We start from the raw sequence: 22,667 nt of genomic DNA, 5'->3' as shown, positions 1-22,667 counted from the left end.
TCTAGCGTCCAATCTGGTGGTTTGCGCGGGTGACGTATTCGAGGGCTGCCGCGGCTTCTGCGATTGCCAACCGTTCCGCGGTTTCGGCTTTTACCAACGCCTCCTGAGCTTTCTCCAGGCCCTCGGTGGCTTTCTGGAGCTCATCGTTAGCATCTCCTAGGCGCGCTTCTGCGATTCTCTCAGGCGTGGCGTAGGTGCTCAGATTCGCCTCAAAGTGTGCCGCCAGTTTCAACCGTGCTGAACTCGAAAAGTCTTCGAAGTTGCTCACATGTAGAACGTGCGTGCGCTCGTTCCGCTTGCCCGTTTCGGAGTTGACGTGCCCATAGTTCGCATTCACTTTGAGCGTAAACCCGGCATGGTAGCGATGACCGTTTACGGTAATGACGGCCAGCGTAGGGCTCTCAGCCGTCCCGTTTCCGTTGATAAAGCCCGTGATAGGGAACCCGCGAGAATCGAGCCCGTGAGCTGGTTCGATGTACGCGCCGCCTGTAGCTCGCACGCGGACCGCTACGCGCCCGAAAGGCGTTTCGTGAATGTATGCGGCGTTCATTCGCTGACCTCCTGCGCGATATTCTCGGCAAAACGCCAGAGGGCTGAATCGGTGTGCGGCTCAGTCTTCACTAGGCCATTACCCCACGTTGCGATGCTGGTCACGTCTGACACGTCGCCGTTATCATCCAGCTTGACATCGAGCCAGTGGCTAGGTCCGCCGCCAGCAAGAGTGATTATGAGATGCCGCTGGATGTCTGCCCCATAGTGAGATTCGTCAATGGTCTCTAGCGCTTCTTCGCGCGCCTCTTCGTCGATGTCTTCGCTATCTACAATCGCGTAGAGCTCTGCTAGGTAGGTCTCGAAGTCGGCGGCCATAGCGGCTACACGTTGATCGGTTTCAGATGAAACGGGGGCGCGGTTTGTGTTGTTCGTCATGGTGGCTCGTTACCGTTCTGTTATGTGGGTTTGTGTATGAGGCGGAATAGAGAAGGCGGAACTTTATACAAGTACGTTCGAAAAGTTCTTATTAAAACATGCGCTTTTGTATATATGTATAGCGTAACACAGTTTCGAGTTAGTGGCTAAATGTGGCCGGGGTTTTTTGGGAGGTAATGAATCATTGAAGCTGGGAGTTTGCTGGAAGGTGTTTTTTCGTGTTTGGAGGGTATCGTACTTATTCCTATTTATTAGTTAATAATTGTATTGTTATAGACAGAGCGTGTTGAGAGGGGGGCGGCTGAAAACACGTTTTTTGAGCTTATGCGGGGTTATACGGTTTTGTTGGCCGAATGTTTCGGGCATGTTACAACGGGGGCGCGGGGGCGTTGCTTGGGGGCGTTTGGCGCATTGCTCGGGGGCGTTGCTCGTGGGCGCCCGCTACCGGGTAGCGAAGATGATTATCGCAAGGCGAATGACCGTGAGGGCTACCAGCGCGATGACGGTTAGGGCTGCGAGGCCGGCAAGCGTGCGGGTTACCGTGTGCGCTTGTTTGGTTCTGGTTGCCGTGGCCGTGGCCGTGGCGCGGGTGTTAGCGGCCCGGGCGCTCGGGTGCGCTAGCTGGGAACGTTCGCGGGCATCCTGTAAGGCGTGGATACGTTCGACTTGTTCGATGCGTAGGGCGCGACGGTCTTCTGGGGTTAGGGCGTCTTCAGGCCAGGTTGTTTGGCTGGCTTGGCTGGCTGTCGCGGGGCTCATCGGGCGGCCTTGGTGTGAGTGGTGGCCGGGGTGCCGAATGCTGCGAACGTGGCGCGCTTGGTGTGCCGTGCCGTGTGGCGCGTAAGGGTTGCCGACTTGTCGGACTGGCGGCGCTCGAGATAGGCTGCGTGCGATTCTGGGGACTTGATTCTAGACATGGTTTGGAGTGCTTTCTGTTTAGTCGTGGTGCTCGTGCATGGCGGGGTGCTATGCGTTCCCTAGTCCCGACTTGCACGGGGGGCGCCTACGCGCGCTAGGGGGTCTTCAGCGGGTTTTTAGGCTTTCCTGTAAATGGGATAACCAGGCGTATTACAGCCCACATACAGGGCAGGAGAGCCAAGGGCACAGCGTGCGACACTGGAAGCAAGTGCAGGGCCGATACCGTGGGGCAGCATAACGGCGCCGTCTTTCATAACCAGGACTTTCGGCAGAATCTCTGCCACCTGCTCGAGGGTCACGCCGCAAGCAGTTTCCAGAGCTGTAAGAGTGTGGATATAGGTGCTCATGGCTTGATCCTTCTTTAGGGTCGTGCTGCCCTTGGCTAGTGCCGTAGGTCGTGCCCCTAGGTGGGGGTGAGCCGTGCGCCTGTATCGCGCGCCTAGGGGCTGTGATAGCTCGAGCGGGGTTAGTGGCTAGTTCGCTTCAGCGGTGGCAGTCGCACGGGCGTAAGCGATAGCGGCGTGAAAGTCTGTCTCTGAGATATAGACAGACCCGTCGGATTCATGTATCGCTTGGAGGTCACACTCCCAGAGCGCGCGGGCGATATCGGCGGCTGGGGGGTCGGTCTCATCGGCGCGCTCATCATCGATAAATTCGATGAGTCGGGACTCTTCCAGCTCCGAATAGTCTTGTTCGTCATACAGGGGGTAGTCATTGCAGAGCTTGATGAGGGTCTCTGCGAGGTCTGCGAGAATGTCGGAGCGGTCAACGTGGGGCGCGATGATTAGCACGCGTGCCCAATGCTCTGTGCTGTGCTCGACCACTAGCGGGGCATAGTCTCGGAGTAGTGCCCTGTAATTGGACGCTAGGACCGTGGGGGCGCGGTAACCCATACCATCCGACTCGTAGGCTACGTGCGAGAGCATGGCGTTTAGGGCCTCTCGAGTGCCCATATCGGGGGTTATTGGGTAGGCAATTATTGAACTCATCATTCCATCTTTCATCGTGCCTTAGTGATTAGTCGCGCCTAGCTGGCATGACTCGTTTACGGCGTAAGGGGCAGTGCTGGTGGGTAGGGGCTCCCAATAGCCTGTACGGGCGTTGGGGGCGTTGGGGGCACGCTAGGCCACGGTGTGTGGCAGGTGGCGACCAGTAAGGCGCACAGGGCCAGCATGACGGGGGTGCGATAGGTCATCATGCGCGCCCGATAAGGTCGGCAACCGTGGTACCACTGAGCCACTGGGCCACAATGACGGGGGTGAGCGCGTCGATATGGGCAATCCTGACAATCTGATAGCGGTCATCCTCGAACATGAGTCCATACATGCGGGCGCGTGCGCCACCAGGTGCGCTTAGTAACTCGCACGCCTGCGTACGGGTGATCAGCGAATCCTTGGGGCTCAGAATGGCCTGTAGCGTGTCGGCATGGATTGCATCGAATGCAAGTGTCATCATGTGCTCTGCTCCGTCCAGGTCTACCGGGGTAGTTCCCCTTACCTGATACTTCAATACTACCGTATGCGAGTCACTAATGGGGCCGATTAGCCACTAATATGCAAACTTTATCCTTACGGTTAGCTGATAGGTGGCTGTGCGTGGGCTGTGGCCGGCAGTAGCTGCGAGCTGGCAACCTGAGTGCTGGCTGAGTGGAGACTGAGTGTCAGGTGGGCAGGGTGGCTGGATACTGGCTGGGAGTGGGCTGGGCGTAGACCAGGGGGCGATTCTGGGAGGATGCTGGGAGTTGACTGGGTAGGGTGGTGCCTGAGGATTGGCTGAGTATGCGCTGGTAGTGGGCCGAGTGGTGAGCGTCGGGAGTGCCAGAGTGCCAACCTGAGAATATGCTGAAAGAAATCATGGGCGGCTTGACAGGTTCGGCTCGATGTGGGCTTCTCCGCCCCCGCGCCCACACCCACACCCTTTTCCCATTTGACCACCCACCTTCCCCACCAAACGAACCCCCCGAAAAAAATTAGTCACTAAACCCGCCACAAAGCTTTGCCCACAAACCCATCCGTGCCACACTTATCTCACGCCGGAATAAACCCCGGTGAACGCCCGGTCCCGACCTTTGCGCCTATCCGCAAGGCGGGGCCGGGACTACCCCAGCACCACCAACCGTTTTGGAGGAAACGCTTTGATAGACACCCGTCCCGAATATCTCCCCGAGGAAATCGAAGGCCCCGACGACACCGAAAGCCTCGAAGGCATCCTCGGCAAAGAACTTGCCGACCTGCTCCCGCCCAGCCCAAGCCCAAGCGCCCGCGCCGCAAGCAGCATCGCGGCCATCGGGGAATCGGTAGAGGCTCGCTTCTTCACCGCAACTACCGGCTCCCCCGCATCGCCCAAGCAGCGCATAGACGTCGCACAACTCCGTGAATTCACTGTCGCACTAGCAATCGCAATCGAGCGGCGCGTCCCCGCCGGCCGTAACAAAGCCCTCGCCCTCACCGCCCTCGAAGACGTGCTGATGCGCGCCAACCGAGCCATCTTCGCCCCAGAAGGCCACAAGTGAGCACCACTGGGACGGCCGAAAATACGATCCGCCTAACGGTGAGCGTAGACGGCCAAAAGCCCACCTTCAAAAGCGCATGGTTGCTCCCAGCCACGGCCGACGAGGAATTGGCTTTGTTGGACTACATCGCCGTCACGGCCCGCGATCTCGCAATCGTCGAAATCGGTACATGGAAGGCCCGCAAGTGAAGGCATCGGGCGTCAGTAGCGCAACCCTCCTGACGATCGTCTTCGTCGTCCTCAAGCTGACCGGGGTCATCGCCTGGTCATGGTGGCTGGTACTCTCCCCGACCCTAGTCAGCATCGCTGTCGCGCTGCTAGTGCTCCTAGGATTCGGCGCAGTCCTGCTCTGGGGCAATCTCGACGACCGGAAGTATGCCCGCGTGCGCCAGGCTAAGAAAGTCACCAAGTGACCTACGACGGCTACGATGACGAGGGCGACCTCCTGAGCAAGGCAACCTACCACGAGCAAACGATCACCCAACGGTTCATCGGCCTCAGCCCGTACATCCTGATCGAAATGAAGGGCGACGACGACGGCCACTTCGAGATGCAGGGACTCACCATCAAGGAGGCCATCGCAATCCAGCACCGGTCAATCGCCGCTCTCAAGCGCACCGCCCGTGCCAACCGCAAGGCGGCCCGCAAGTGAGCCTCCTCCTAGCAATCATCACCGTAGTCGTAGTCGTCGCAGCCTTCGTCACCGCCGTCGTCCTCACGGTCATCTACGGCCTGTCCCGCCTAGCCGGAAGCGACGAGGGCTGACCCATGAGCGACTACGACGACAACCACGACCACGCGCTCCCCCACGAACACCACCGCCTCGGCGTGAAGCAGATCCCCACCCACCTCCTCGAGATCGTCGAATTCGAGCCGGACGAGATCGACAACTTCCCGGTCTTCCGCATGTTCTTCAACGGCGACACCCTGCTCGAGCTTGCCGAGGCGTACCGCCTCCTCGGCTCCTTCCTCGACGACAAATACGCCGGCACGGAGCCCACCGCATGATGGGGGCTGAATGGTTTCCCCTGGTCGGGTTCGAGAGCCACTATTCGATCACTGGGACCGGCCGTATTCGCCGTAATGGTGCGATCGTCGACATGAAAACGCATTTGGCGAAGGGGTATCCCACGCTGCGGGTTTCGGTCAATGGCAAGACGACGCTCGTGCAGGTGCACAGGGCGCTTGGGCTTGCATTCATCCCCAACCCGGCCGACCTTCCCGTAGTTAGGCATAAGAACGATGACCCGAGCGATTTCCGCTTGGAAAATCTTGAATGGGGCACCCAGACCGACAACAATCTCGACGCGATTCGGAATGGACTAAACGTGATGTCGAATAAGACTCATTGCAAGAATATGCATGAGTTCACCTTTGAAAATACCCAAATTGAGCGTACGAGAAGTGGAATCCACAGAAAGTGTCGGATCTGCTCGCGTGAGGCAAACCTTCGCTACCTTGAGCGCAAGCGCCAAAAAACCGAGGTTTCCGCATGAGCCTGCCAATACGCAATGCTGCGGTCGTTCACGCCACCCCGCGGATGCTCGTGTTCGATATCGAATCGACGGGTATCGACGTCTATAGCGATCGCATCGTGACCCTCTACCTTGGAATGCTCGAAAGTGATGGAACAATCAGCCAGGAGCTGAACTGGGTCATCAATCCTGGCGTCGACATACCTACGGGCGCCAGTGATATTCATGGGTATACGACCGCGCGTGTCCAGAAAGAAGGGCGGACCGACATCCCAGATGCTCTCGGCCAGATTCTCTGGGTTATCGAGACAGAGTGCTTGTTTGGTGAAGTGCCGCTGGCGGGCTACAACCTGTCTTACGACATCACTTTGCTCGAATCAGAGCGCGCTCGGCACCTACCCGGCCATCCGCCGCTCGACTTCACGAAGATCGATGTCCTCGACGGCCTTGTGCTCGACAAGGGCGTCAACAAATACCGCAAAGGCTCCCGCAAGCTGGTCGACACCGCTAAGCACTACGGCGTACCGATAACTGCTGAGGAAGCCCACGAGGCCCGCGCCGACGCAGTAGCAAGCGGCCGTATTATCCAGAAGATCTTGGCAAGCCCGTCGCTCGCCGGCCGTAACCTGAGGTCCCTCCATAGCCAGCAGATTTCATGGAAAGCCAGCCAAGCTGCTTCGCTGCAGGCCTATTTCCGCGGCAAAGGCGGCAAGCCAGACGCTGTCGTCGATCCAGGGTGGCCCCTCCAGTCACGAGCAAGCGCATGACAGAGTTCGACGGGCTCGAGCTGATGAAACTCGCGCTGCAGATTGGTGATGAGATCTTCTCAATCAAGCTTCCCGCTCATGCCATGTTCCGCAACGACAGCGAAGCTAAAAGGACAGCCGCCATATGCGAGAACTTCATCTACAACACCCTCGTTGGCGAAGGTCCGAACAGGCTTCTTTGGACAAACCCCGAGACAGGAGCAAGCGCATGACCAACCCCACCCGCCTCACCACCATCAAGGCCCAAGACCTCGGCCTCGAGCACCTGAACGACCGTATCCTCGTGAAAGGCAGCGCTGGGTACCTGCTCGGCTGGGAAACGGAAGACCATGAGGAGTCGCTCATCACGATCTACCTCACCCCGTCCCAGACACCCCGCTCCGTCCGCGTCAGCCCCCATACCCTCGTCACCGTCCTAGATGCCGACACACCCCGCACACCTGTAGCCCACTGGGGCGTGCCGGAGACCGTAGCGGCAGCATGAGTTCATATTCGGGGCGCGCAAAAAGGTTAGACGCAAAGGACATCACCGGGCAGCGGTTCGGGATGCTTGTAGCTATTGAGCGTGCTCCAATGGGGCGCTACAAAAATACGAGGTGGATTTGCAGGTGTGATTGCGGTCAGAACTCGACCCCGTTTCAGGGGAATCTTCGTTCTGGTGCAGTTACGAGTTGCGGATGCAATAGGACCCATCGGGCCGAAAAAGTCCTGAATCAGGACGGGTATGTCTTCGTTGATGCCCCGCTCGATCACCCGCGCCGGAATGTTCGCTCAGGAAGGATTCGTGAGCACATCCTGGTCATGGAGGGCGTCTTGCGCCGCCACCTCCTGCCGGGCGAAGAGGTTCATCATCTCGACGCAAACAAGACCAACAATCATCCAGAAAATCTCGAGTTGTGGACGAGAAGCCACCCCGCGGGAGCCAGAGTAAAGGACCACGTCAAATGGGCAAAGAAGATTCTCGGAACATACGAACCGACATCGCTAGCAATCCCGTGAGTAATCCGAGTCACTATACGTCGCATAAAAGCGGAATCGAGGCAATCCAGATTACGCGCCACGAAACTTTCCTCCGCGGCAATGTCATAAAGTACGTCCTCCGCGCCCCCTACAAGGGCACAGAGCTGCAGGATCTCCAAAAGGCCCGCCAGTACCTCAACTGGGAAATAGACCGCGTAGCATCCGCTGAAAGGGTAACCGCATGACCATTAACAACGCAACAGAAATCGCTGGCATCCTCGACGCATGGGCCTCCGGCTCCATCACAGAAGCGGAGCGTGACGCAGCAATCAACGCAATCGCAACCCGCGGGCAGCAAACCAGGCTGGCCGAGATCGCGTTTCACCCGGCCGATAAGGATGTAGCGTAATGGTCCTCGACGAACGCCTCCTCAAGGTAGATGCCCGAGGCCGAGTGACGATTGGTAACGCTGTGCGGCGGAACGCTATCGAGCCTTCCCCGTATTACACGATTGCATTCGGCGAGAGCGGCAAGCTGATTCTCACGCCGGTCAGTTTTAGCCCAACCTCTAGCCACGGTTAGTCACTACCAACACCCAGTAAACGCACAGCCCCGCACCTCCAACTGAGGGAGCGGGGCTGTTTGCGTTGAGCTAAGCAGCAATACGCGAGACTTCGCTCACTTCTATGAGCCCGAATTCTCGGCAGACTTCGGAAACGAATTCGTGGCGATTTACTTCTATTGAGAAACCACTTGCAGTCCACAAGAAAAGTGAGTTGATATGTGCTAGATGGTTTGCTGCGAAATAGATTGTCCTAGCGAACTCGATGTCGGGCATGACAATCATTTAGTTATCCTTTTTGACTACTATATGGCTGCAAATACTTGCACTGTTGCAACAAACACTAGATCAAGCCAGCGACACTTGTCTGCCCCCCCCTTCGGGGAAAGATGTTGCTTTCGCATGGAACTAGCCGCTAGTGTTCCATATGTGAGTCAGCCTTATCGAGACTCGTCCCTGGAATGATGAGAGAAATTATGAACGCCGCAAAAACTTCTGCAGCCGAGAAAACCATCGCGCCTGCGCCCGAACTGACAGGCTATTCGACTGATGTGACACTGTTCGCTAGTCGCTATAAGCAGGGTGGCCGGACAGTTTATTCGCTCGATTTGAGCCCAAGCCAGATCACGTCCATTGTGACGGAGCCGGATATCAACACGGTTTCGCCTGGCAACCGCGCCATTCGACCAGCGCACGCTGATTCGTTCGGCAAGTATCTGCGTGAGCGGGAAGATTGGGTGAGTCCGAGTCTGATGCTGCGCTCCCCCACGCCGTTTGAACTCGACGTACAGAACGAAGTCGGGCCGCTACAGTTCGGCTTCCTATCCATTCCGCGCCGCTCCCTCGTCGACCTGCATATCGTCGACGGCCAGCACCGCATCCTCGGCATGTTCCGGGCCGAGAAAGCGATCGCAGCCGACATCGATAAGGCTCGGAGTGCGCTGGCTACAGCTCGCCGGAACGAAGGAGCGGGCAGTACGAGCGAGAAAGAGATCCGTAAAGCAATCGCGCAGCTCGAGCATGAGCGCACACGCCTGGAAACCGAGATCATTCACACGGCCGTCTATGTCGAAGCAGACCCCGCCAGCTACCGACAGATGTTTTTCGATGTCGCAGATAATGCGCTCGGGATCACCGCCTCCGTCAAAACCCGTTTCGATAGCCGCAAAGTCGTTCACCGGGCGCGTGAAGCGACAATGGAGCACCGGCTACTTGTAGACCGTGTAGACCCTGAAGGCGACCGTATGGGCCGCGGGTCGCCGTTCATCATGGGTGCAAAGCATGTGGCCGAAGTGATCCGTACTGTGAATGTGGGGCTCGATGGTCGAGTGTCGCGCCGGCAAGAAGTTGAGTTCGATGAAAAAGAGCTTGCCGCGCGCACGATCGTTTTTCTCGATCTCATGCTCGATTCATTCCCTCAACTCCAGGAGCTTGTTTTAGGAAAATCAACCGCAGATGATTTACGCCGCCACAGCATGTTGGGTAGCGTGCTTTTCTTCCGGGTGCTTGGCGGGGCATTCTTCGAGTTGCTGACAGAGCACGCTTACACGCCTGAGATGATCGGCGAGTTTTTCGTGAAACTGGCGCCGCATGTCATTGCGCCGGTCTATGCGGAAAGCATCTGGATCGCCGACGCCCCAGCTGGGCTGTTCTCAGTGGGCTCAGGTTCACCGCACGGTCGACGCCAGGATTTGAAACAACTCAAGGACACGCTCGTTGCTTGGGCACTCGACAAGCCCGCTTTCCTCGAAGGGCCACCAGCCCCACGTCCCGAGCCTGAGCTCGAAGAAGTATCGTCTGAGGAGGAAATGCGTATCGTCGATGAGATTCTGGCGCTGACGGTGCCGAAGAAGTAAGCTCTAAGTCTCCGACCAAGAGAATGCGACCCGTAAGGCAGATTGCCGTTTACTGCGGTTGAAGAATTTTGATCCCCCCGCTCGGCTTAGGCCTCGGGGGGATTTTCTTTGCCCCCTAACCAACCTGTGAGTTTGCTGAACGCTCAGGTACGGTTATGGGATGGAGGCCCCCGAATACGACCGTAAGAAAGGCCTGTCGACATTCGACAGGCTGATTTTGCGTGGGGCTAAAGCGGGCAAGTCGCCGAACGAAATCAGCGACTTGACAAACGGTGTCATCAAGCCTGAAGTGGTCGCAGTTCGCATCCTTGAGATATTGGACGGCCGAGACTGGCTGAGTGAAGCGCACCAGCGGATGTTGCTCACCGATGAGATCATGGAGCTGAAAGACGTTCTCACCGTCAAGGCGGTGGAGTACGGCTCGATCGACCACACGCGTGAGCTCATCAAAGTCTTGACCCTCATCGACAAGCGCCTAGCTGATAACAAGTTCGACCTGCAAAGCGCGTTGACACAGATTAGCCGCGCCCAGAGCCAGCTACTTTTGAGCGGCATCAGTCTTGCGCTCGAGCGGTCTTTCCTTGAACTCGAGAAGCGCTACCCAGAGATGCGTAAAGCTGAGCTGCTTGAAATCTTTCATCAGGCCATGCCGGATGCAGTACGGGAGATTGAGAGTCGAGTTACGGCATGAGCGCAGGATACCTTTCCTCCCTCTTACCCGCAGTGCTCATTGGACTTGAAGACAGCGCGCGCAAAGACCGCTACCTCTATGATCCAACACTTTGGATTCACGACCACCTCGGGCTGAATCTCACCCTCAAGCAGTCGGAAGTGGCCGATGCTGTAGTTTCTGGTCCCACAAAGTCGATCGCAGTCCGCGCTGGTCACGGCACGGGTAAGTCGGCTATCGCTTCACTGCTCGGCGTCTTCTGGATTGACGTTCACCCATTAGGCCAAGCTTTTGTCGCCTCCACCGCTCCTTCAGCGGCTCAGGTAGGCGGAATTCTATTTAGGGAGATGAAGAGGTGGCACAAGCTTAGCGGGGAGCGCCACGATGAGTATTTGCGGCTAAAGGCCAACGGACAGGACACGGGAACGCTGCCCGATCATCGCTTGCCGGGCAGCATCAATGGCGCGAATGAGTGGAAACTCGATGATGGCACCCTGGTCGCCGTAGGGCGCCGGCCACCGGATAGCAAAGACGAGGATTCATTTCAGGGCCTCCACTCGCCTTTCCTTCTCAGCATTGGTGATGAGGCGGGCGGGCTCCGTGAAGGAATGATCGACGCCCTAGCGAACATCTCAACAGGTGTGAACTGTCGCCGTCTTCTGATCGGAAACCCTAGCAACCCGCGTTCACGTTTCGGGACAATCTTCAAAGACCCTTCCGGGGCCTGGTCGCTTTATCACATGAGTGTGCTCCAAAATCCAAACTTTCATGGGGGCGGCAAATGTTCCTGCGCAGAGCATGTCGGCCAGCCCTATGGTCTCGGCATGTCGAAGCTTGCCCTCGAGTCTCTTTCCGGCCCTGAGTATGTTGAAGAGAAGCGCTTGGAATATGGCGAAGATTCTGCACGGTATAAAGTGCGCGTGCTTGGCGATTTCGCCTACGACGCAGGCAACAACCTCTTCACTGATTATGAGATCGGAAAAGCGCGGGACGCCGAAGTTTTCATTGACTATGAATCCAGCGAAACCAAAACCGTTCTCGGCGTCGACGTAGCTCGCTCCAAATACGGGGATACCAGCTTCGTTTATCGCTTCACCACTGGCTCTATGAGGACGCTAGACAACCTAACGGGCAAGCCTATGCATGTGACGGATACCCCTGGTGGCGAGCTACGCCTCGTTGACAGCTATCGTGGCCTTCCTCTGGTCGACCGTTATGAGACTGATGGTACGCTCACCATCGGTCAGGCAACCCTGATTCACCAGCACGCGATTGCATTGAACGTGTCAGAGGTGCGAATTGACTCTGGTGGGCTTGGTATTGGCCTCGTTGACGGCATCATGTTCCTATGTCGCGGCAAGTATCGCGTAGTGGAGATGCAGGGTGGCGCCGGATCTCCTGATGGCCGGCAGTGGATCAATAACCGCGCCTACCAGTTCGCACAGATGGCGAAGCGTTTCGGTAACGGCCTAGTCGACATCGACACGGGCGACTCAACGTTGATCGAACAGTTGGAAGACATTCTGATCGAATACGTCGACCCCCATAATGCAATGAAAGTTGAATCGAAGATCTCGATGAAAAAGAGGGGCGTCTCATCCCCCGATGCAGCAGACGCAGCATGGTATGCCTGTGCCGACCTCCGTCATTTGGATGGGCCGAAAGATGGTCAACTGCTAATCAAATCCCCCGACCAAATCATGCAAGAACTCATGCTCAGTGGCTATACGGACCCTTACCCGTTCTAAGTCTGGGTGTTTCCCGACAGTTTGCTGTATCTTGGCCTAATGCCGACTACTCCAGCCAAGCCCCGCAACACGGTCCAGGTGCGGCTGGAAAACCTAGCCAAAGCGCAAGGCAAAGAAATCACCCGCATGACCGAGAGCATGGCTGACCTCCAGCTTGCGATCGAAGACCGCGGTTGGACGCGCGGCGGCAACCAGTACAGCACTACAGGGCTCGACCTGCCAGCGCTCCGCATTATCTCTGACGACCTCCGCTCCTGGCTAGTGGGCGGCGGCATGGTCAAGCGCATCTGTGAGATCCGCGGCAACTCGATCTATGGCGATGGTGTCGGCTTCAAAAACTACGCCAAAGCGATCAACGCTTTTACCAGCCCGAACAACGTGGTCAAGCTTTTCAGTACGGCCGCCATGATGGAGATAAACCGCAGCCACGGCACAGACGGCACGGTAGTCTTCCTCATCAACAAAACGACGAAACAGATTAGCCGCTACGGCATCGAAGAAATGGGCCTCCCTTTCGTTGACTCAAACGACCGCGAGACGACATGGTTTGTCCGCCGTACTTTCACGCGCATCACGATGGACGATGCTGTCGGCACGCTCGTCGATGAGTATTACCCCACAGACCTCTGCCCGGCAGACAAGTTGAACGGCTCACTTATCGCGCAGTATGACGGCAACATTGTGCCGATCAACACCAATTTCACTGCTGTCGTCTGGGATGTGAATAAGCAGGTCGGCTGGCCGCTTGGTATCCCCGACCTCCTTCCTTCGCTCCAATGGGCCGAGAAATACACCGACTACCTGAAAGACCAGTCCAAGTTTGCGAAAGCGCTTGCGCAGATCGCATGGCAGTACCGCGCGCAGAACACCGACCAGGCTAAGAAGATCGCCGCAGCTATCACGCCGGATGGTATTGCTGACAGCGCCATCCAGACGCCTGGCATGGACATGAAGCCGCTACCCGGCAACTCGGGTGTCACGTTCGATAACGGAGCCGCCCTCGCAGCGCAAGCCGCCGCGGCTGGCGAAGTGACGAAAGAAGATCTGCTTGCTGAAGGCCAGTACGCACCCGGCGCCCGGCTTGACCCGAATGTGCGGAAGATGATTGGCGCGCGCCGGCAGGCCGCTACCGAGATTTTCAAGCGCATCGGTAAATTGCTTGGCGCCCCGAAGCTCGAAGTTGTCTGGCCGAACATCGATGACGAAGACCCGTTCCGCGATGCCCAGATGATTGTGGCCGCGTTCCAGACGGGTGCCTTCTCTCCTTCAGAGATCCGCCCGGCACTCGCGCACCGCACGGGTATCGAGCTCGCGGAAGGTTCGACGGTCCCCAAGGGCGTCATCACTCCGAACAACCAGAAGGCGATCGACGACGCTACGGCTGCAGCGGTTGCTGCCGCCAAGAAGGTCAGCGATAACGCTCAGGTTGCCGCAGACCAGAAGGCTGCCGGTATGCCAATGCCTACTGCAGCCGACACCGCATCGAAGCCCGGCACTTCTGCGGGCCTCCAAAACCAGCAAGGAAAAGATAGCCTCGGCGTCGGCAAGGTGAGCCTAGGAGACAACACGACCCGCGATAAAAACGGTGCCGGTCACTAGTTCAAAACCTTTCCTGTGTGTTTGCTGCACGATTCCTGTATCTTGGCTGAATGACAACTCGCATACTCGTCCATGAGTCTGACGCGACTCTGCGTGCTGTCGAAGGCAACCGTTGGGCCGCAACGCTCATCTCCCCCGGACAAGGCTCGAGCGGGGTTTACAGCGAATCTGTGCTCCGCGAATCTGCCGCACGCGCTTTCCCGGCAGGCACCAAACTTTGGTTCGGTCACCCGAAAGCCGGTCAAGGGCCAGGCGAACGCGACCCGCGCGACCAGTGGGGTTTTCTGCCCGAAGACGCGCAATACCAAGAAGGCGTCGGGATCGTAGCCACCCCGCAGGTGCTCGACCACTGGAAGGCCGTAGTCGAATCTCTCGGCACGCAGGCCGCACTCTCCGTCTTTGCTATCGGCGAATCTGATGAAGAAGGCAACGTGACCTCCCTACTCGCAGAGGTCACCAACTCTGTCGACATCGTGAGCTATCCCGGCCGTTCCGGCTCTGGGCTCACCCAAAAACTGTACGAGGCCGCACGGGCCGCGTCACCAAAACCTGCTGTCGAAGCCTCGGCAGAGGATCACATGGAAGAAGGAAATATGGATGAGCTGACGAAGGCTATTGAAGCCCTCACCGTTCTCTTGACTTCCCACATCACCGAATCGAAGGCCGCTGTTGCTACTGCGGTCGAGGCCGAGGCATCCGCCGAGTCCGTCGAGACGGCTGTGGAAAGCGCAGTTATCGCATACGGCGAGAAGGCGACGTTGATTGATGACGCCAAGCTCCTGCCGTCACAGGTCGCCGAGCTCAAGGCTCTCGCCCTGAAGGGTGCAGATGTTGCCCCTCTTATCGAGAAGGCAAAGGCCATTCTCCTCGAAGCCAAGGCTGCGTCCAGCACCGAGGTCACGCTTGTTGGCGGCCGCGTGCTCGAATCTGCCGGTTCCGCTGACGACTACCAGATTGGTCGGTACCACGCATGAGCGTCACCCTCACACAGGTCTACAAGGGCGATTCCAGCCAGGACCGCGAATGGCCGGTAGCTTCCGGGACGAACGCCGGTACTGCTGTCGTCTCCATCTCCAACCAGCCGGCAGTGACGATCACCAACCGTGGTGACTCGACCCTGACGAAGCAGATCGGCTACATCAGCATCACCATCCCGTCTGGTGGCGTTGGCAACCTTCCCGGTTCGGCAACTATCGCCGTGAATGGAACCTACCGTGGCGCTGTCACGGGAGCAGGTTCTAGTACCCCGAAAAATACTTCCGTGTTCGCGGTTGTGGCTGGCGGACTAGTTACGGAGCTCACGCTCACGGCGGCTGGTAACACGAAGTTCGGCGTCGTCGACTCGTTCCTCGGAAAGGCGTCCGCTTCGGATACCGCAATCAAGATTGGAGTGTTCGCCTGATGGTTGCTGCGAGCCCTTTCAACGCTAATGGGCGCCTGAAGGTTCCCGTAGGCGTCACCCCCGCCAAGCTCAAGGCGATCAAAGGTCTGGTAGAGGAAACTCTTTCCGGTGGCCTGATTGCCCGCGGTTACTTCGAGGAAGCGATGCAGTCTTCGGACGCGATCTTCGCCTACGCTCACCTCACCAACCTCAACGTGCTGCCCGAGTATGACAAGCTCGAGCCGACCTGGAAGCAGATTGCCGGCACCCGTGAGGTTCCGAACTTCCGCAAGCCGATCCTCTACAGCCTCGTCTCGCAGTTCTCGGGCGTGGAAGAGGAAGGCGCCGACCCGGCCGGGATTGCCCCGAACGGTATCGCACCTGTCGTCCCTGAAGGCGCGGCTTACCCCTACGCCTACATGTCGGGCGATGAGGCAGTTTCCGGTGGAATCAAGAAGCGCGGTTTCAAGACCGACTTCACCTTCGAGACGTTCATCAACGACTCGATCGGTTTCATCCAGGCGCTCCCCGGCAACATCGTTTCCGTTGCGGCTGACACCGCTGACTATGAGGTCTATTCGGCCCTCATCAATGGTGTTGGACCTGCCGAGAAGCTTCTCGGTGGACCTACCCCGGATGGCGTGACCAGCGTTACGGTCAACGCGCCGTTCAGCCGTGCTGCGCTCCTTCGCGCCAAGTACGAGATGACGCAGCGGAAGATCCAGAACCGCTACATCAAGGTCACAGGTGGCTACAACCTCGTTGTGCCTTACGGCCAGGCCGATTTCGTCAAGTTCCAGCTTGCGCTGGGTCTCGCCGAGATCACCGATGGAGCGACTAGCCTCAGCGTCTCGGGATTCAACCCGTTCGCTGATGTGACCGTTATCGAGACGGAGTGGGTGACCGGCACAAACTGGTACCTCATCCCGAAGCCTGGCGCGACCCGTCGCCCGGTGCTCGACTATGGCCTGCTCGTTGGACACACCGCGCCTGAGCTTCGCGTCGAGAACGCGACCGGAACCTACTTCGGTGGTTCTTCGGTCACCCCGTTCGAGGGCGATTTCAACACGGATTCGGCGACTTTCCGCCTCCGTCAGATTGGTGGCGGAATCCTCTGGACCCCGCAGCTCGTCATCTGGTCGAACGGTACTGGCGCCTGATGGTCAATTTCCTCGCCCCGCTGAAAGGTGAACCGATCGCGTTTGTCGGTCACCAGGCAGTGCAGGATGGCGACTACGCCCCGGAACCTTACGTCATCGTAGGTTCGCTTCCAGCAGGCGTCATCGCCCCGGCTGCGACCGTGGCACCGGCAGTTGTAGCGACAGACGCTACTTCGGTTGGTAACCAGTTCAACGCACTGCTCACCTCCCTCCGGGCGGCTGGCCTCCTGGTCTAGTCACCCCTAATGAAACGGCCCAGCCCCCATGAAGGGCTGGGCTGTTTTGCTTTTAGTGGCTAACTACCCACACACAGGGTGAACCTGTGTGTTATCTGAAAGTTCCCTGTACTCTGGGTATCACGACAGGCACCTCCTCCTGATCGCAAGCGGGTGGGATTCCGACCCGAGTCGAGATCTTGTTTCTCCTCGACGGAATCCCACCCCCAACGAAAGGCTCGCACATGGCAAACGTAGGAGCAGTGCCAGTTGACGGCACTACCCTTCTCGGCCAAGTTCGCAGCCTCATTGGCGATACTCAGTACAAAGACCTGATCCCCGCACAGACCGGCTTTGGTGATTTCGGCTACTTCTCTGACAGCGACATCCTGGCCTTCATCGGTACCGGCCTCCCGAACGCTAAGCGTGCGGCTGGTAATGCTTTCTTGCAGCTCGCGGTCAGCACTTCGCTCTCTTCCGTCAACATGGCGACAGATGACCTGCGGATTGCGAACGATAAGCGCGCCGCCGACATCCGCCTCGCCGCCAGCATGTATTTCGCGCAAGCTGATGATGATGACGCGCACGGCCGCAATGGCGATGCGGAAATGATTATTGTCAGCCCCGGTCGCAAGCTCACCGTGTTCTCCCCGTGGCGCAACCCGCTGCTCGACGACTACTACGGCCTGGACACGCAGACGTTTACGGCCAAGCCGGTCTAGTTCAGCGGCTTTACCCCACGTTTACCCCACGGACGGAAACGGGTTGGGGGCCAGTGGCTCCCGATCCCTGTGTTTATGTGGAGCCGCCTGTCAGAATCGAACTGACGACCTTCTCATTACGAGTGAGATGCTCTACCGACTGAGCTAAGGCGGCGTGCACGCGAATTCTCGCGGGCAACGCATGAAAGCTTAGCCGATCAGACGGTGGGTGCTGGCGCGAGGATGCGGCCAAGCTCCTCGAACGAATCCTTTAGCCTCTCGCTGAGTGTGCTGCCGCGTTCGTTGTCAGCCCAGCACACCCAGGCGTGTTTCATGGTTGCGAATGCCACGTTCGTGATGAGTCGGGACCTGCTGATGAGCAGATCGGAGTCCGCGGCGAGCGCCGGGTCCTCCGCCGCCAGGCGAAGGGCGACGATCTCGCGCAGCCGGTCCTCGTATTCGCGCATCGCCGCCATGCGCATCGCGAACAACTGGGGATAGTCCTTGAGCAGGCTCCGGCGCTTCAGCATCAGCTCCGAGTCGGTGGATCGCCCCTCGACCGCGGCGGAGAGAAGAGCCCCCAGTCCATCGAATACGGTGCCGCTCGAGGAGCTCACGTAGGCCGCCACAGCATCGGCTGAGGGAAGTTCGGGCGTCTCACCGACGAGCGCGGACTCCTTGGACGCGAAATAGTTGAAGAAGGTGCGCGGTGAGATGTCGGCGATGCGACTGATCTCGTCGACTGTCACCTTGTCGATGCCCTTTTCGGCGACGAGGTCGATCGCTGCCATCTCGATCGCCCGGGCCGTGGCGAGGCGCTTGCGCTCGCGCAGTCCCGCATGGGCATGGTCGAATGTCATGCTCACATTCTTGCATTCTCTGCAATTATGCACAAACCAGCCAGCCCGCTCATCCGGTGCACAGCGGGTCCTTCTTGGGGACTGTTCCCGACACGAAGTATCGATCGACGGTGTTGTCGATGCAGGGGATCCCGCGGTTGTAGGCGGTGTGCCCCTCGCCCGTGCGGGTCACGAGATGCGCGCTCTGCAGCTGCTTGGAGAGCGCGACACCCCACTGGTACGGTGTCGCCGGATCCCCCGTGGAGGAGAGGATGAGCACCGGCGCGGCCCCGGCACCGGTCACCACGGGCGGCGCCGCGCGGTTGTGGAACGGCCAGTTCTCGCAGGTCACATCGCCGATCACGGACGGGCGCGTCAGAGTCGGAGCCGCCTGCACGAGCTGGGCGCTCTCGCTCGCGAGCACAGCCGGGTCGGTCTCGGTCGGATAGTCGAGGCATCCGATCGCGATGAAGGCCTCGAGCGAGTTGTCTTTGTAGCTGCCGTCGGGATTACGGCCGTTGTACGAGTCGGCCAGGAGGAACGCCGTGTCTGTCGTGCCCTTCCTGATCTCGCTGAACATGTCGCTCAGATAGGGCCACGACGACTTGTCGTACAGCGCCGAATTGATCGCTGTGTCGAGCAGGTTCTGATCGAGCACCCGCCCATCCGGGGCAGCGATCGGTGTGGCGGTGAGGCGATCGTAGAGCGCCGAGATCTTGGCGAGGCTGTCGTCGACCGAGCCCGGAAATGGACAGTTCTTGGTCGATGGGCAATCGGCGAGGTAGGCCTTGAGCGCCTTCTCGAATCCGGTGGACTGGGTGAGGCTGATGTCGAAGATCGAGAGTGTCGAGTCGGTGGAACCGTCGAGTACCACATGACCCACCTTCTTCGCGAAACGGTCGATGTAATACATTCCGATGTCGCTGCCGTACGAGTAGCCGAGGTAGTTGAGCTTCGTATCCCCCACCACCGCACGCAGCATGTCGAGGTCGTGCACGGTGCTCTGGGTGTCGACGAACTCCAGGGCCGGGCCGGTGTTCTTGAGGCAGGATGCCGCGAAGTCCTTGGACTGGTCGGTCACCTCCGTGACCCAGGCGGGGCTGTTCACCGGGTTCTTGGCGACCCCGTAGATGAACTGGTCGAGCTTCTTGTCGTCGTAGCAGGTGACGGGAGTCGACCGGCCGACCCCCCGCGGGTCCCATCCGATCACGTCGTAGCTCCGCTGAAGGGTCTTCGACGCCGCGTAGTCGAGGTCGTCGTGCACGAGGTCGTAACCGGAGGCCCCGGGGCCACCCGGATTCACGAAGAGCGAACCGAGGCGGGTGCCTGTGGCGGATGCCCGGGTGAGGGCCAGCGAGATGTCCGTCGACTTCGAGGGGTGATCCCAGTCCATCGGTGCCGTCGCGGTGGCGCACTGCTGGCTGTGACCGCAGCTCTTCCAGTCGAGAACCTGGTGATAGTAGGGGGCCTCTGCCGCCGGTACCTTCTCGCCGGTGGGCGTCGAGCTGTGCTCGACGCTCGGGAAGAGTGTGGTCGTGCACCCACCGAGAAACAACATCCCGACCGCGATGACGGCAAGGGTGGCGGACTTCCTCAACACTGCGGATCCTTCTTCGGCACGGTTCCCCCGACGAAGAAGTCGTCGACGGCGTTGTTCACGCAGGAATTGGACTTGTTGTAGGCCGTGTGGCCCTCGCCCTTATAGGTAATGAGATGGCCATTTTGCAGCTCTTTCGCGAGTGCTTTCGCCCAGACATAGGGGGTCGCCGGATCGTTCGTGGTGCCAACGACGAGGATGGGCGCCGATCCATCCGCCGAGATCGGACCGCGCTGGCGGGTGGGCTGGAACGGCCAGGACGCGCAGGAGGTGTCATACGAGAGCTGCGGGCCGAGGGTCGGGGCGAGGGCAGCCAGCCGTGCGGCATCCGCTCTGAGGCTCACATCGGTGGTGGACTCGGCTGCGTAGTCGAGGCAGTTGATGCCGATGAAGGCCTCGGTGGAGTTGTCTTTGTACGTGCCCTTGGCCGTGCGGCCGTAATAGTTGTCGGCCAGTTGGAAGGCGACAGTGGGATCGCCCTGCATCACCGAGCTGAACAACTGCGAGAGGTACGGCCAGTTCGTCTTGTTGTAGAGCGGGAAGATGATCGCGTTGAACATCACGCTGCTGGAGAGTTCACGGCCGTCGACCGCGCGCAGCGGGCTGGCATTCAGGCTGTCGAGCAGGGAGCGGATGTCTGCCATGGCGCTGTCGACAGACCCGCTGAACGGGCAGTCCTTGCCGGTGAGGCAGTCTTTGATGTAGGCCCGAAGCGCACTCTCGAAGCCCTGCGCCTGGGTCGCCCCCACCTCGAAACTCGTGGTCGCCGGATCGAGGGCGCCGTCGAGCACCAGGTGGCCGGTCTTCTTCGGGTAGAGCTCGGCATAGGTGGCGCCGAGCAGGGTGCCGTAGGAGTAGCCGAGGTAGTTGAGCTTCTTGTCGCCGAGCGTGGCGCGCAGCAGGTCGAGATCGCGGGCAGCGCTGTCGGTGTCGATGAAACCGAGCAGGTCACCGGTGTACTTGAGGCACGCCGCACCGAACGCCGTGTTGCTGGCCCGCTGGTCGGCGATCCAGGCATCGGAGCCGAAGGGATTCGGTGATACCCCGAAGAGGAACTTGTCCATCTCTGCGGGGTCCTGGTAGCACTTGACCGCCGAGGACTTGTTGACGCCGCGCGGGTCGAAGCCGACGATGTCGTAGTTCTGTCGGAGCTTGGCGTCGACCGCGTAGTCGAGGCTGTCGCGGATGAAATCGTAGCCAGAGCCGCCCGGACCGCCCGGGTTGACCAAGAGCGACCCGATGGCCGTGCCGGTGGCGGTCTTGCGGATGAGCGCGAGATCGATCGACTTGGCCGCCGGGTTCTTCCAGTCCATCGGCGCCTTGGCCGTGGCGCACTGGAAGTCGCCACCCTCGCAGGACTTCCACGTCAGAACCTGCCTGTAGAACGGTTCGAGATCCGCGGCCACGGTCTCGCTCGTGGGAGTGGACTTTGTGGCGGGCGTCTTCGGCAGGAACGACGCGACGCAACCGCTGAGCGGAAGGATGACGGCGAGCGCGGCCGCAATGAACAGCGTGCGGGTGGTTCTGGTGGTCACGGGAATCCCTCAGCGAGCGGTGGAGATCAGCATGGCTTCGAGGGCGAGGGCCGGGGCCACGTTTCCCTCGATGCGCTTGCGGGCGGTGGCGATGGCATCCATCGTGGCGAGCGTCTCGGCGGCCGTCGAGGCCGCACTCGCGGTCGTCAGCCGAGAGAGGATCGCCAGGTTGATCGGCTCGGTCTCGACTCCCAGCTGCAGCAGCAGGATGTCCCGGTACAGCGAGAGCAGATCGACCATGATGCGATCGATGCCGTCGCGAAGGCTGCGGGTGGCGCGCCTCTTCTGGTCTTCCTCGAGCGTGCGCAGCTGGGCGCGGAGGGCCGGCGGGATGGTGCCGCCCGGCTCGATCCCGAGGGATCGGAGCGCGCTTTCGCGCTCCTCGGCATCGCGCTCCTCTGTGATGGCTTTGGCGTCTTGACCGGCGAGCTCCAGGAGCTTCGCCGCCGCGATCACCGCCCCAGAGACGGTATGGATGCCGAGCGCGATGTCGAGGGTCTGCTCGCGACGGCGCCGGGCATCCTCGTTGGTGGCGAGGCGGTGGGCCATGCCGATGTGACTCTGCGACTCGCGCGCAGCCCGGGTGGCTGTGGCGATGTCCACGTCGTCGCGCTGGGCGATGAGTTCTGCGACGTCGGCGACATCCGGAACCCGAAGTCGAACGGTGCGCACCCGGGAACGGATGGTCGGGAGCAGGTCTGCTTCACTCGGCGCGCAGAGGATCCACACGGTTCTCGGCGGCGGCTCCTCGAGCGCCTTCAGCAAGACGTTGGAGGTGCGCTCCTGCATGCGATCGGCGTCCTCGATGACGATCACGCGATAGCGGCTCACCGAGGGGGAGAAGTTGGAGCTGGAGACCAGTCGGCGCACATCGTCCATCTTGATGATCACGCCCTCGGTGCTGAGCACCGCGAGGTCGGGGTGAGTGCGGGCGGCGACCTGCCGTCGAGTGGCCTCATCGCCGTCGCCAGGGTCGACTGCGCCAGGGTCGACTCCGCCGGTGTCGACTCCGCCGTTGCCGACTCCGCCTTTCGCGGCCGGACTGAGCAGGGCGGTCGCGAAGGCGTAGGCCAGGTTCGATCGCCCGGAGCCGGGCGGGCCCGTGATGAGCCAGGAGTGGGTCATCGCCGAGTCGCCGATGGGCGAATCACCCAGCGTCGAGTCGGCGGCGGCAGCGCGGAAGATCGCGATCGCCTCCGACTGGCCGGTCAATTCGTCCCACACGGTCATGGGGCTAAGCCTAAGT

The 22,667-nt window shown here is 59.7% G+C and carries 30 protein-coding genes and 1 tRNA gene; 21 read left to right on the top strand and 10 right to left on the bottom strand.

Annotated elements, in window-relative coordinates:
* Position 1 precedes the first annotated feature (1 nt).
* From ABIB54_RS02605 to ABIB54_RS02585, 5 genes are all read right to left on the bottom strand, one after another.
* Complete coding sequence (locus ABIB54_RS02605) at positions 2–550, bottom strand: hypothetical protein (RefSeq protein ID WP_354573953.1); 549 nt, start codon at positions 548–550, stop codon at positions 2–4.
* Positions 547–927, bottom strand: a complete 381-nt coding sequence (locus tag ABIB54_RS02600; protein ID WP_354573952.1) for a hypothetical protein — start codon at positions 925–927, stop codon at positions 547–549. The genes ABIB54_RS02605 and ABIB54_RS02600 overlap by 4 nt, the downstream gene beginning before the upstream one ends.
* A 1,034-nt stretch (positions 928–1,961) precedes the next feature.
* A complete protein-coding gene (locus ABIB54_RS02595; protein ID WP_354573951.1) occupies positions 1,962–2,192 on the bottom strand; it encodes a hypothetical protein in 231 nt (76 codons plus the stop codon).
* 126 nt (positions 2,193–2,318) lie between these two features.
* On the bottom strand, positions 2,319–2,837 hold the full coding sequence (locus tag ABIB54_RS02590) for a hypothetical protein (protein ID WP_354573950.1): 519 nt from the start codon (positions 2,835–2,837) through the stop codon (positions 2,319–2,321).
* Between the two features lie 202 nt (positions 2,838–3,039).
* Positions 3,040–3,300 carry a hypothetical protein gene (locus tag ABIB54_RS02585; protein ID WP_354573949.1) on the bottom strand — a complete coding sequence of 87 codons (261 nt, stop codon included), beginning with the start codon at positions 3,298–3,300 and terminating at the stop codon, positions 3,040–3,042.
* 679 nt (positions 3,301–3,979) lie between these two features.
* Between ABIB54_RS02585 and ABIB54_RS02580 the strand changes: the two genes are divergently transcribed.
* The 21 genes from ABIB54_RS02580 (at position 3,980) to ABIB54_RS02480 (ending at position 17,471) form a co-directional block, all read left to right on the top strand.
* Positions 3,980–4,357 (top strand): Acb2/Tad1 domain-containing protein, encoded by a 378-nt coding sequence (locus ABIB54_RS02580; protein ID WP_354573948.1) that lies wholly within the window; start codon positions 3,980–3,982, stop codon positions 4,355–4,357.
* A complete protein-coding gene (locus tag ABIB54_RS02575) occupies positions 4,354–4,545 on the top strand; it encodes a hypothetical protein (protein WP_354573947.1) in 192 nt (63 codons plus the stop codon). The genes ABIB54_RS02580 and ABIB54_RS02575 overlap by 4 nt, the downstream gene beginning before the upstream one ends.
* Positions 4,527–4,769, top strand: coding sequence for a hypothetical protein (locus ABIB54_RS02570; RefSeq protein WP_354573946.1), 243 nt, complete (start codon positions 4,527–4,529; stop codon positions 4,767–4,769). The genes ABIB54_RS02575 and ABIB54_RS02570 overlap by 19 nt, the downstream gene beginning before the upstream one ends.
* Positions 4,766–5,008, top strand: a complete 243-nt coding sequence (locus ABIB54_RS02565; protein WP_354573945.1) for a hypothetical protein — start codon at positions 4,766–4,768, stop codon at positions 5,006–5,008. The genes ABIB54_RS02570 and ABIB54_RS02565 overlap by 4 nt, the downstream gene beginning before the upstream one ends.
* Before the next feature lie 116 nt (positions 5,009–5,124).
* The gene (locus ABIB54_RS02560) at positions 5,125–5,364 is read left to right on the top strand and encodes a hypothetical protein (protein WP_354573944.1); all 240 of its coding nucleotides are present in this window, start codon (positions 5,125–5,127) and stop codon (positions 5,362–5,364) included.
* Entirely contained in the window at positions 5,361–5,852 is a 492-nt protein-coding gene (locus tag ABIB54_RS02555) for an HNH endonuclease (RefSeq protein WP_354573943.1), read from the top strand. The genes ABIB54_RS02560 and ABIB54_RS02555 overlap by 4 nt, the downstream gene beginning before the upstream one ends.
* Entirely contained in the window at positions 5,849–6,598 is a 750-nt protein-coding gene (locus ABIB54_RS02550; protein ID WP_354573942.1) for an exonuclease domain-containing protein, read from the top strand. Before ABIB54_RS02555 ends, ABIB54_RS02550 begins: the two co-directional genes overlap by 4 nt.
* Positions 6,595–6,810, top strand: a complete 216-nt coding sequence (locus tag ABIB54_RS02545; RefSeq protein WP_354573941.1) for a hypothetical protein — start codon at positions 6,595–6,597, stop codon at positions 6,808–6,810. The genes ABIB54_RS02550 and ABIB54_RS02545 overlap by 4 nt, the downstream gene beginning before the upstream one ends.
* Positions 6,807–7,082: a hypothetical protein gene (locus ABIB54_RS02540; RefSeq protein WP_354573940.1), complete on the top strand. Its 276-nt coding sequence runs from the start codon at positions 6,807–6,809 to the stop codon at positions 7,080–7,082. The genes ABIB54_RS02545 and ABIB54_RS02540 overlap by 4 nt, the downstream gene beginning before the upstream one ends.
* Positions 7,079–7,597 carry an HNH endonuclease gene (locus ABIB54_RS02535; RefSeq protein ID WP_354573939.1) on the top strand — a complete coding sequence of 173 codons (519 nt, stop codon included), beginning with the start codon at positions 7,079–7,081 and terminating at the stop codon, positions 7,595–7,597. Before ABIB54_RS02540 ends, ABIB54_RS02535 begins: the two co-directional genes overlap by 4 nt.
* Positions 7,543–7,803, top strand: a complete 261-nt coding sequence (locus tag ABIB54_RS02530; protein ID WP_354573938.1) for a DUF3310 domain-containing protein — start codon at positions 7,543–7,545, stop codon at positions 7,801–7,803. The genes ABIB54_RS02535 and ABIB54_RS02530 overlap by 55 nt, the downstream gene beginning before the upstream one ends.
* On the top strand, positions 7,800–7,967 hold the full coding sequence (locus ABIB54_RS02525; protein ID WP_354573937.1) for a hypothetical protein: 168 nt from the start codon (positions 7,800–7,802) through the stop codon (positions 7,965–7,967). Before ABIB54_RS02530 ends, ABIB54_RS02525 begins: the two co-directional genes overlap by 4 nt.
* Before the next feature lie 614 nt (positions 7,968–8,581).
* Entirely contained in the window at positions 8,582–9,976 is a 1,395-nt protein-coding gene (locus ABIB54_RS02520; protein WP_354573936.1) for a DNA sulfur modification protein DndB, read from the top strand.
* 160 nt (positions 9,977–10,136) lie between these two features.
* A complete protein-coding gene (locus tag ABIB54_RS02515; RefSeq protein WP_354573935.1) occupies positions 10,137–10,667 on the top strand; it encodes a hypothetical protein in 531 nt (176 codons plus the stop codon).
* Positions 10,664–12,394, top strand: a complete 1,731-nt coding sequence (locus ABIB54_RS02510) for a hypothetical protein (RefSeq protein ID WP_354573934.1) — start codon at positions 10,664–10,666, stop codon at positions 12,392–12,394. The genes ABIB54_RS02515 and ABIB54_RS02510 overlap by 4 nt, the downstream gene beginning before the upstream one ends.
* Positions 12,395–12,433: 39 nt before the next feature.
* On the top strand, positions 12,434–13,993 hold the full coding sequence (locus ABIB54_RS02505; protein WP_354573932.1) for a hypothetical protein: 1,560 nt from the start codon (positions 12,434–12,436) through the stop codon (positions 13,991–13,993).
* Positions 13,994–14,043: 50 nt separating this feature from the next.
* Positions 14,044–14,967 carry a hypothetical protein gene (locus ABIB54_RS02500; protein ID WP_354573931.1) on the top strand — a complete coding sequence of 308 codons (924 nt, stop codon included), beginning with the start codon at positions 14,044–14,046 and terminating at the stop codon, positions 14,965–14,967.
* Positions 14,964–15,395, top strand: coding sequence for a hypothetical protein (locus ABIB54_RS02495; protein WP_354573929.1), 432 nt, complete (start codon positions 14,964–14,966; stop codon positions 15,393–15,395). Before ABIB54_RS02500 ends, ABIB54_RS02495 begins: the two co-directional genes overlap by 4 nt.
* Positions 15,395–16,534 (top strand): phage major capsid protein, encoded by a 1,140-nt coding sequence (locus ABIB54_RS02490; RefSeq protein ID WP_354573928.1) that lies wholly within the window; start codon positions 15,395–15,397, stop codon positions 16,532–16,534. The genes ABIB54_RS02495 and ABIB54_RS02490 overlap by 1 nt, the downstream gene beginning before the upstream one ends.
* A complete protein-coding gene (locus ABIB54_RS02485) occupies positions 16,534–16,770 on the top strand; it encodes a hypothetical protein (RefSeq protein ID WP_354573927.1) in 237 nt (78 codons plus the stop codon). The genes ABIB54_RS02490 and ABIB54_RS02485 overlap by 1 nt, the downstream gene beginning before the upstream one ends.
* Positions 16,771–16,994: 224 nt before the next feature.
* Positions 16,995–17,471, top strand: coding sequence for a hypothetical protein (locus ABIB54_RS02480; RefSeq protein WP_354573926.1), 477 nt, complete (start codon positions 16,995–16,997; stop codon positions 17,469–17,471).
* A gap of 78 nt (positions 17,472–17,549) precedes the next feature.
* Here the strand turns inward: ABIB54_RS02480 and ABIB54_RS02475 are convergent.
* From ABIB54_RS02475 to ABIB54_RS02455, 5 genes are all read right to left on the bottom strand, one after another.
* A tRNA-Thr gene (locus ABIB54_RS02475) sits at positions 17,550–17,625 on the bottom strand.
* Positions 17,626–17,668: 43 nt separating this feature from the next.
* Positions 17,669–18,310 carry a TetR/AcrR family transcriptional regulator gene (locus tag ABIB54_RS02470; protein WP_354573925.1) on the bottom strand — a complete coding sequence of 214 codons (642 nt, stop codon included), beginning with the start codon at positions 18,308–18,310 and terminating at the stop codon, positions 17,669–17,671.
* Positions 18,311–18,359: 49 nt separating this feature from the next.
* The gene (locus ABIB54_RS02465) at positions 18,360–19,889 is read right to left on the bottom strand and encodes an alpha/beta hydrolase (protein WP_354573924.1); all 1,530 of its coding nucleotides are present in this window, start codon (positions 19,887–19,889) and stop codon (positions 18,360–18,362) included.
* Positions 19,883–21,421: an alpha/beta hydrolase gene (locus ABIB54_RS02460; RefSeq protein WP_354573923.1), complete on the bottom strand. Its 1,539-nt coding sequence runs from the start codon at positions 21,419–21,421 to the stop codon at positions 19,883–19,885. The genes ABIB54_RS02465 and ABIB54_RS02460 overlap by 7 nt, the downstream gene beginning before the upstream one ends.
* 9 nt (positions 21,422–21,430) lie before the next feature.
* Positions 21,431–22,651 (bottom strand): DNA polymerase III subunit delta', encoded by a 1,221-nt coding sequence (locus ABIB54_RS02455; protein WP_354573922.1) that lies wholly within the window; start codon positions 22,649–22,651, stop codon positions 21,431–21,433.
* Positions 22,652–22,667: the final 16 nt, after the last annotated feature.

It is taken from the genome of Frigoribacterium sp. UYMn621 (assembly GCF_040549525.1).
Classification (GTDB): domain Bacteria; phylum Actinomycetota; class Actinomycetes; order Actinomycetales; family Microbacteriaceae; genus Lacisediminihabitans.
This window is presented reverse-complemented; position numbering and strand designations above follow the sequence as displayed.

Coding starts and splice junctions, on each gene's coding strand:
- ABIB54_RS02605 (WP_354573953.1), bottom strand. CDS start 550: ATGAACGCCGCATACATTCACGAAACGCCTTTCGGGCGCGTAGCGGTC.
- ABIB54_RS02600 (WP_354573952.1), bottom strand. CDS start 927: ATGACGAACAACACAAACCGCGCCCCCGTTTCATCTGAAACCGATCAA.
- ABIB54_RS02595 (WP_354573951.1), bottom strand. CDS start 2,192: ATGAGCACCTATATCCACACTCTTACAGCTCTGGAAACTGCTTGCGGC.
- ABIB54_RS02590 (WP_354573950.1), bottom strand. CDS start 2,837: ATGATGAGTTCAATAATTGCCTACCCAATAACCCCCGATATGGGCACT.
- ABIB54_RS02585 (WP_354573949.1), bottom strand. CDS start 3,300: ATGATGACACTTGCATTCGATGCAATCCATGCCGACACGCTACAGGCC.
- ABIB54_RS02570 (WP_354573946.1), top strand. CDS start 4,527: ATGGAAGGCCCGCAAGTGAAGGCATCGGGCGTCAGTAGCGCAACCCTC.
- ABIB54_RS02560 (WP_354573944.1), top strand. CDS start 5,125: ATGAGCGACTACGACGACAACCACGACCACGCGCTCCCCCACGAACAC.
- ABIB54_RS02555 (WP_354573943.1), top strand. CDS start 5,361: ATGATGGGGGCTGAATGGTTTCCCCTGGTCGGGTTCGAGAGCCACTAT.
- ABIB54_RS02550 (WP_354573942.1), top strand. CDS start 5,849: ATGAGCCTGCCAATACGCAATGCTGCGGTCGTTCACGCCACCCCGCGG.
- ABIB54_RS02545 (WP_354573941.1), top strand. CDS start 6,595: ATGACAGAGTTCGACGGGCTCGAGCTGATGAAACTCGCGCTGCAGATT.
- ABIB54_RS02540 (WP_354573940.1), top strand. CDS start 6,807: ATGACCAACCCCACCCGCCTCACCACCATCAAGGCCCAAGACCTCGGC.
- ABIB54_RS02535 (WP_354573939.1), top strand. CDS start 7,079: ATGAGTTCATATTCGGGGCGCGCAAAAAGGTTAGACGCAAAGGACATC.
- ABIB54_RS02530 (WP_354573938.1), top strand. CDS start 7,543: ATGGGCAAAGAAGATTCTCGGAACATACGAACCGACATCGCTAGCAAT.
- ABIB54_RS02525 (WP_354573937.1), top strand. CDS start 7,800: ATGACCATTAACAACGCAACAGAAATCGCTGGCATCCTCGACGCATGG.
- ABIB54_RS02520 (WP_354573936.1), top strand. CDS start 8,582: ATGATGAGAGAAATTATGAACGCCGCAAAAACTTCTGCAGCCGAGAAA.
- ABIB54_RS02515 (WP_354573935.1), top strand. CDS start 10,137: ATGGAGGCCCCCGAATACGACCGTAAGAAAGGCCTGTCGACATTCGAC.
- ABIB54_RS02510 (WP_354573934.1), top strand. CDS start 10,664: ATGAGCGCAGGATACCTTTCCTCCCTCTTACCCGCAGTGCTCATTGGA.
- ABIB54_RS02505 (WP_354573932.1), top strand. CDS start 12,434: ATGCCGACTACTCCAGCCAAGCCCCGCAACACGGTCCAGGTGCGGCTG.
- ABIB54_RS02500 (WP_354573931.1), top strand. CDS start 14,044: ATGACAACTCGCATACTCGTCCATGAGTCTGACGCGACTCTGCGTGCT.
- ABIB54_RS02495 (WP_354573929.1), top strand. CDS start 14,964: ATGAGCGTCACCCTCACACAGGTCTACAAGGGCGATTCCAGCCAGGAC.
- ABIB54_RS02490 (WP_354573928.1), top strand. CDS start 15,395: ATGGTTGCTGCGAGCCCTTTCAACGCTAATGGGCGCCTGAAGGTTCCC.
- ABIB54_RS02485 (WP_354573927.1), top strand. CDS start 16,534: ATGGTCAATTTCCTCGCCCCGCTGAAAGGTGAACCGATCGCGTTTGTC.
- ABIB54_RS02480 (WP_354573926.1), top strand. CDS start 16,995: ATGGCAAACGTAGGAGCAGTGCCAGTTGACGGCACTACCCTTCTCGGC.
- ABIB54_RS02470 (WP_354573925.1), bottom strand. CDS start 18,310: ATGACATTCGACCATGCCCATGCGGGACTGCGCGAGCGCAAGCGCCTC.
- ABIB54_RS02455 (WP_354573922.1), bottom strand. CDS start 22,651: ATGACCGTGTGGGACGAATTGACCGGCCAGTCGGAGGCGATCGCGATC.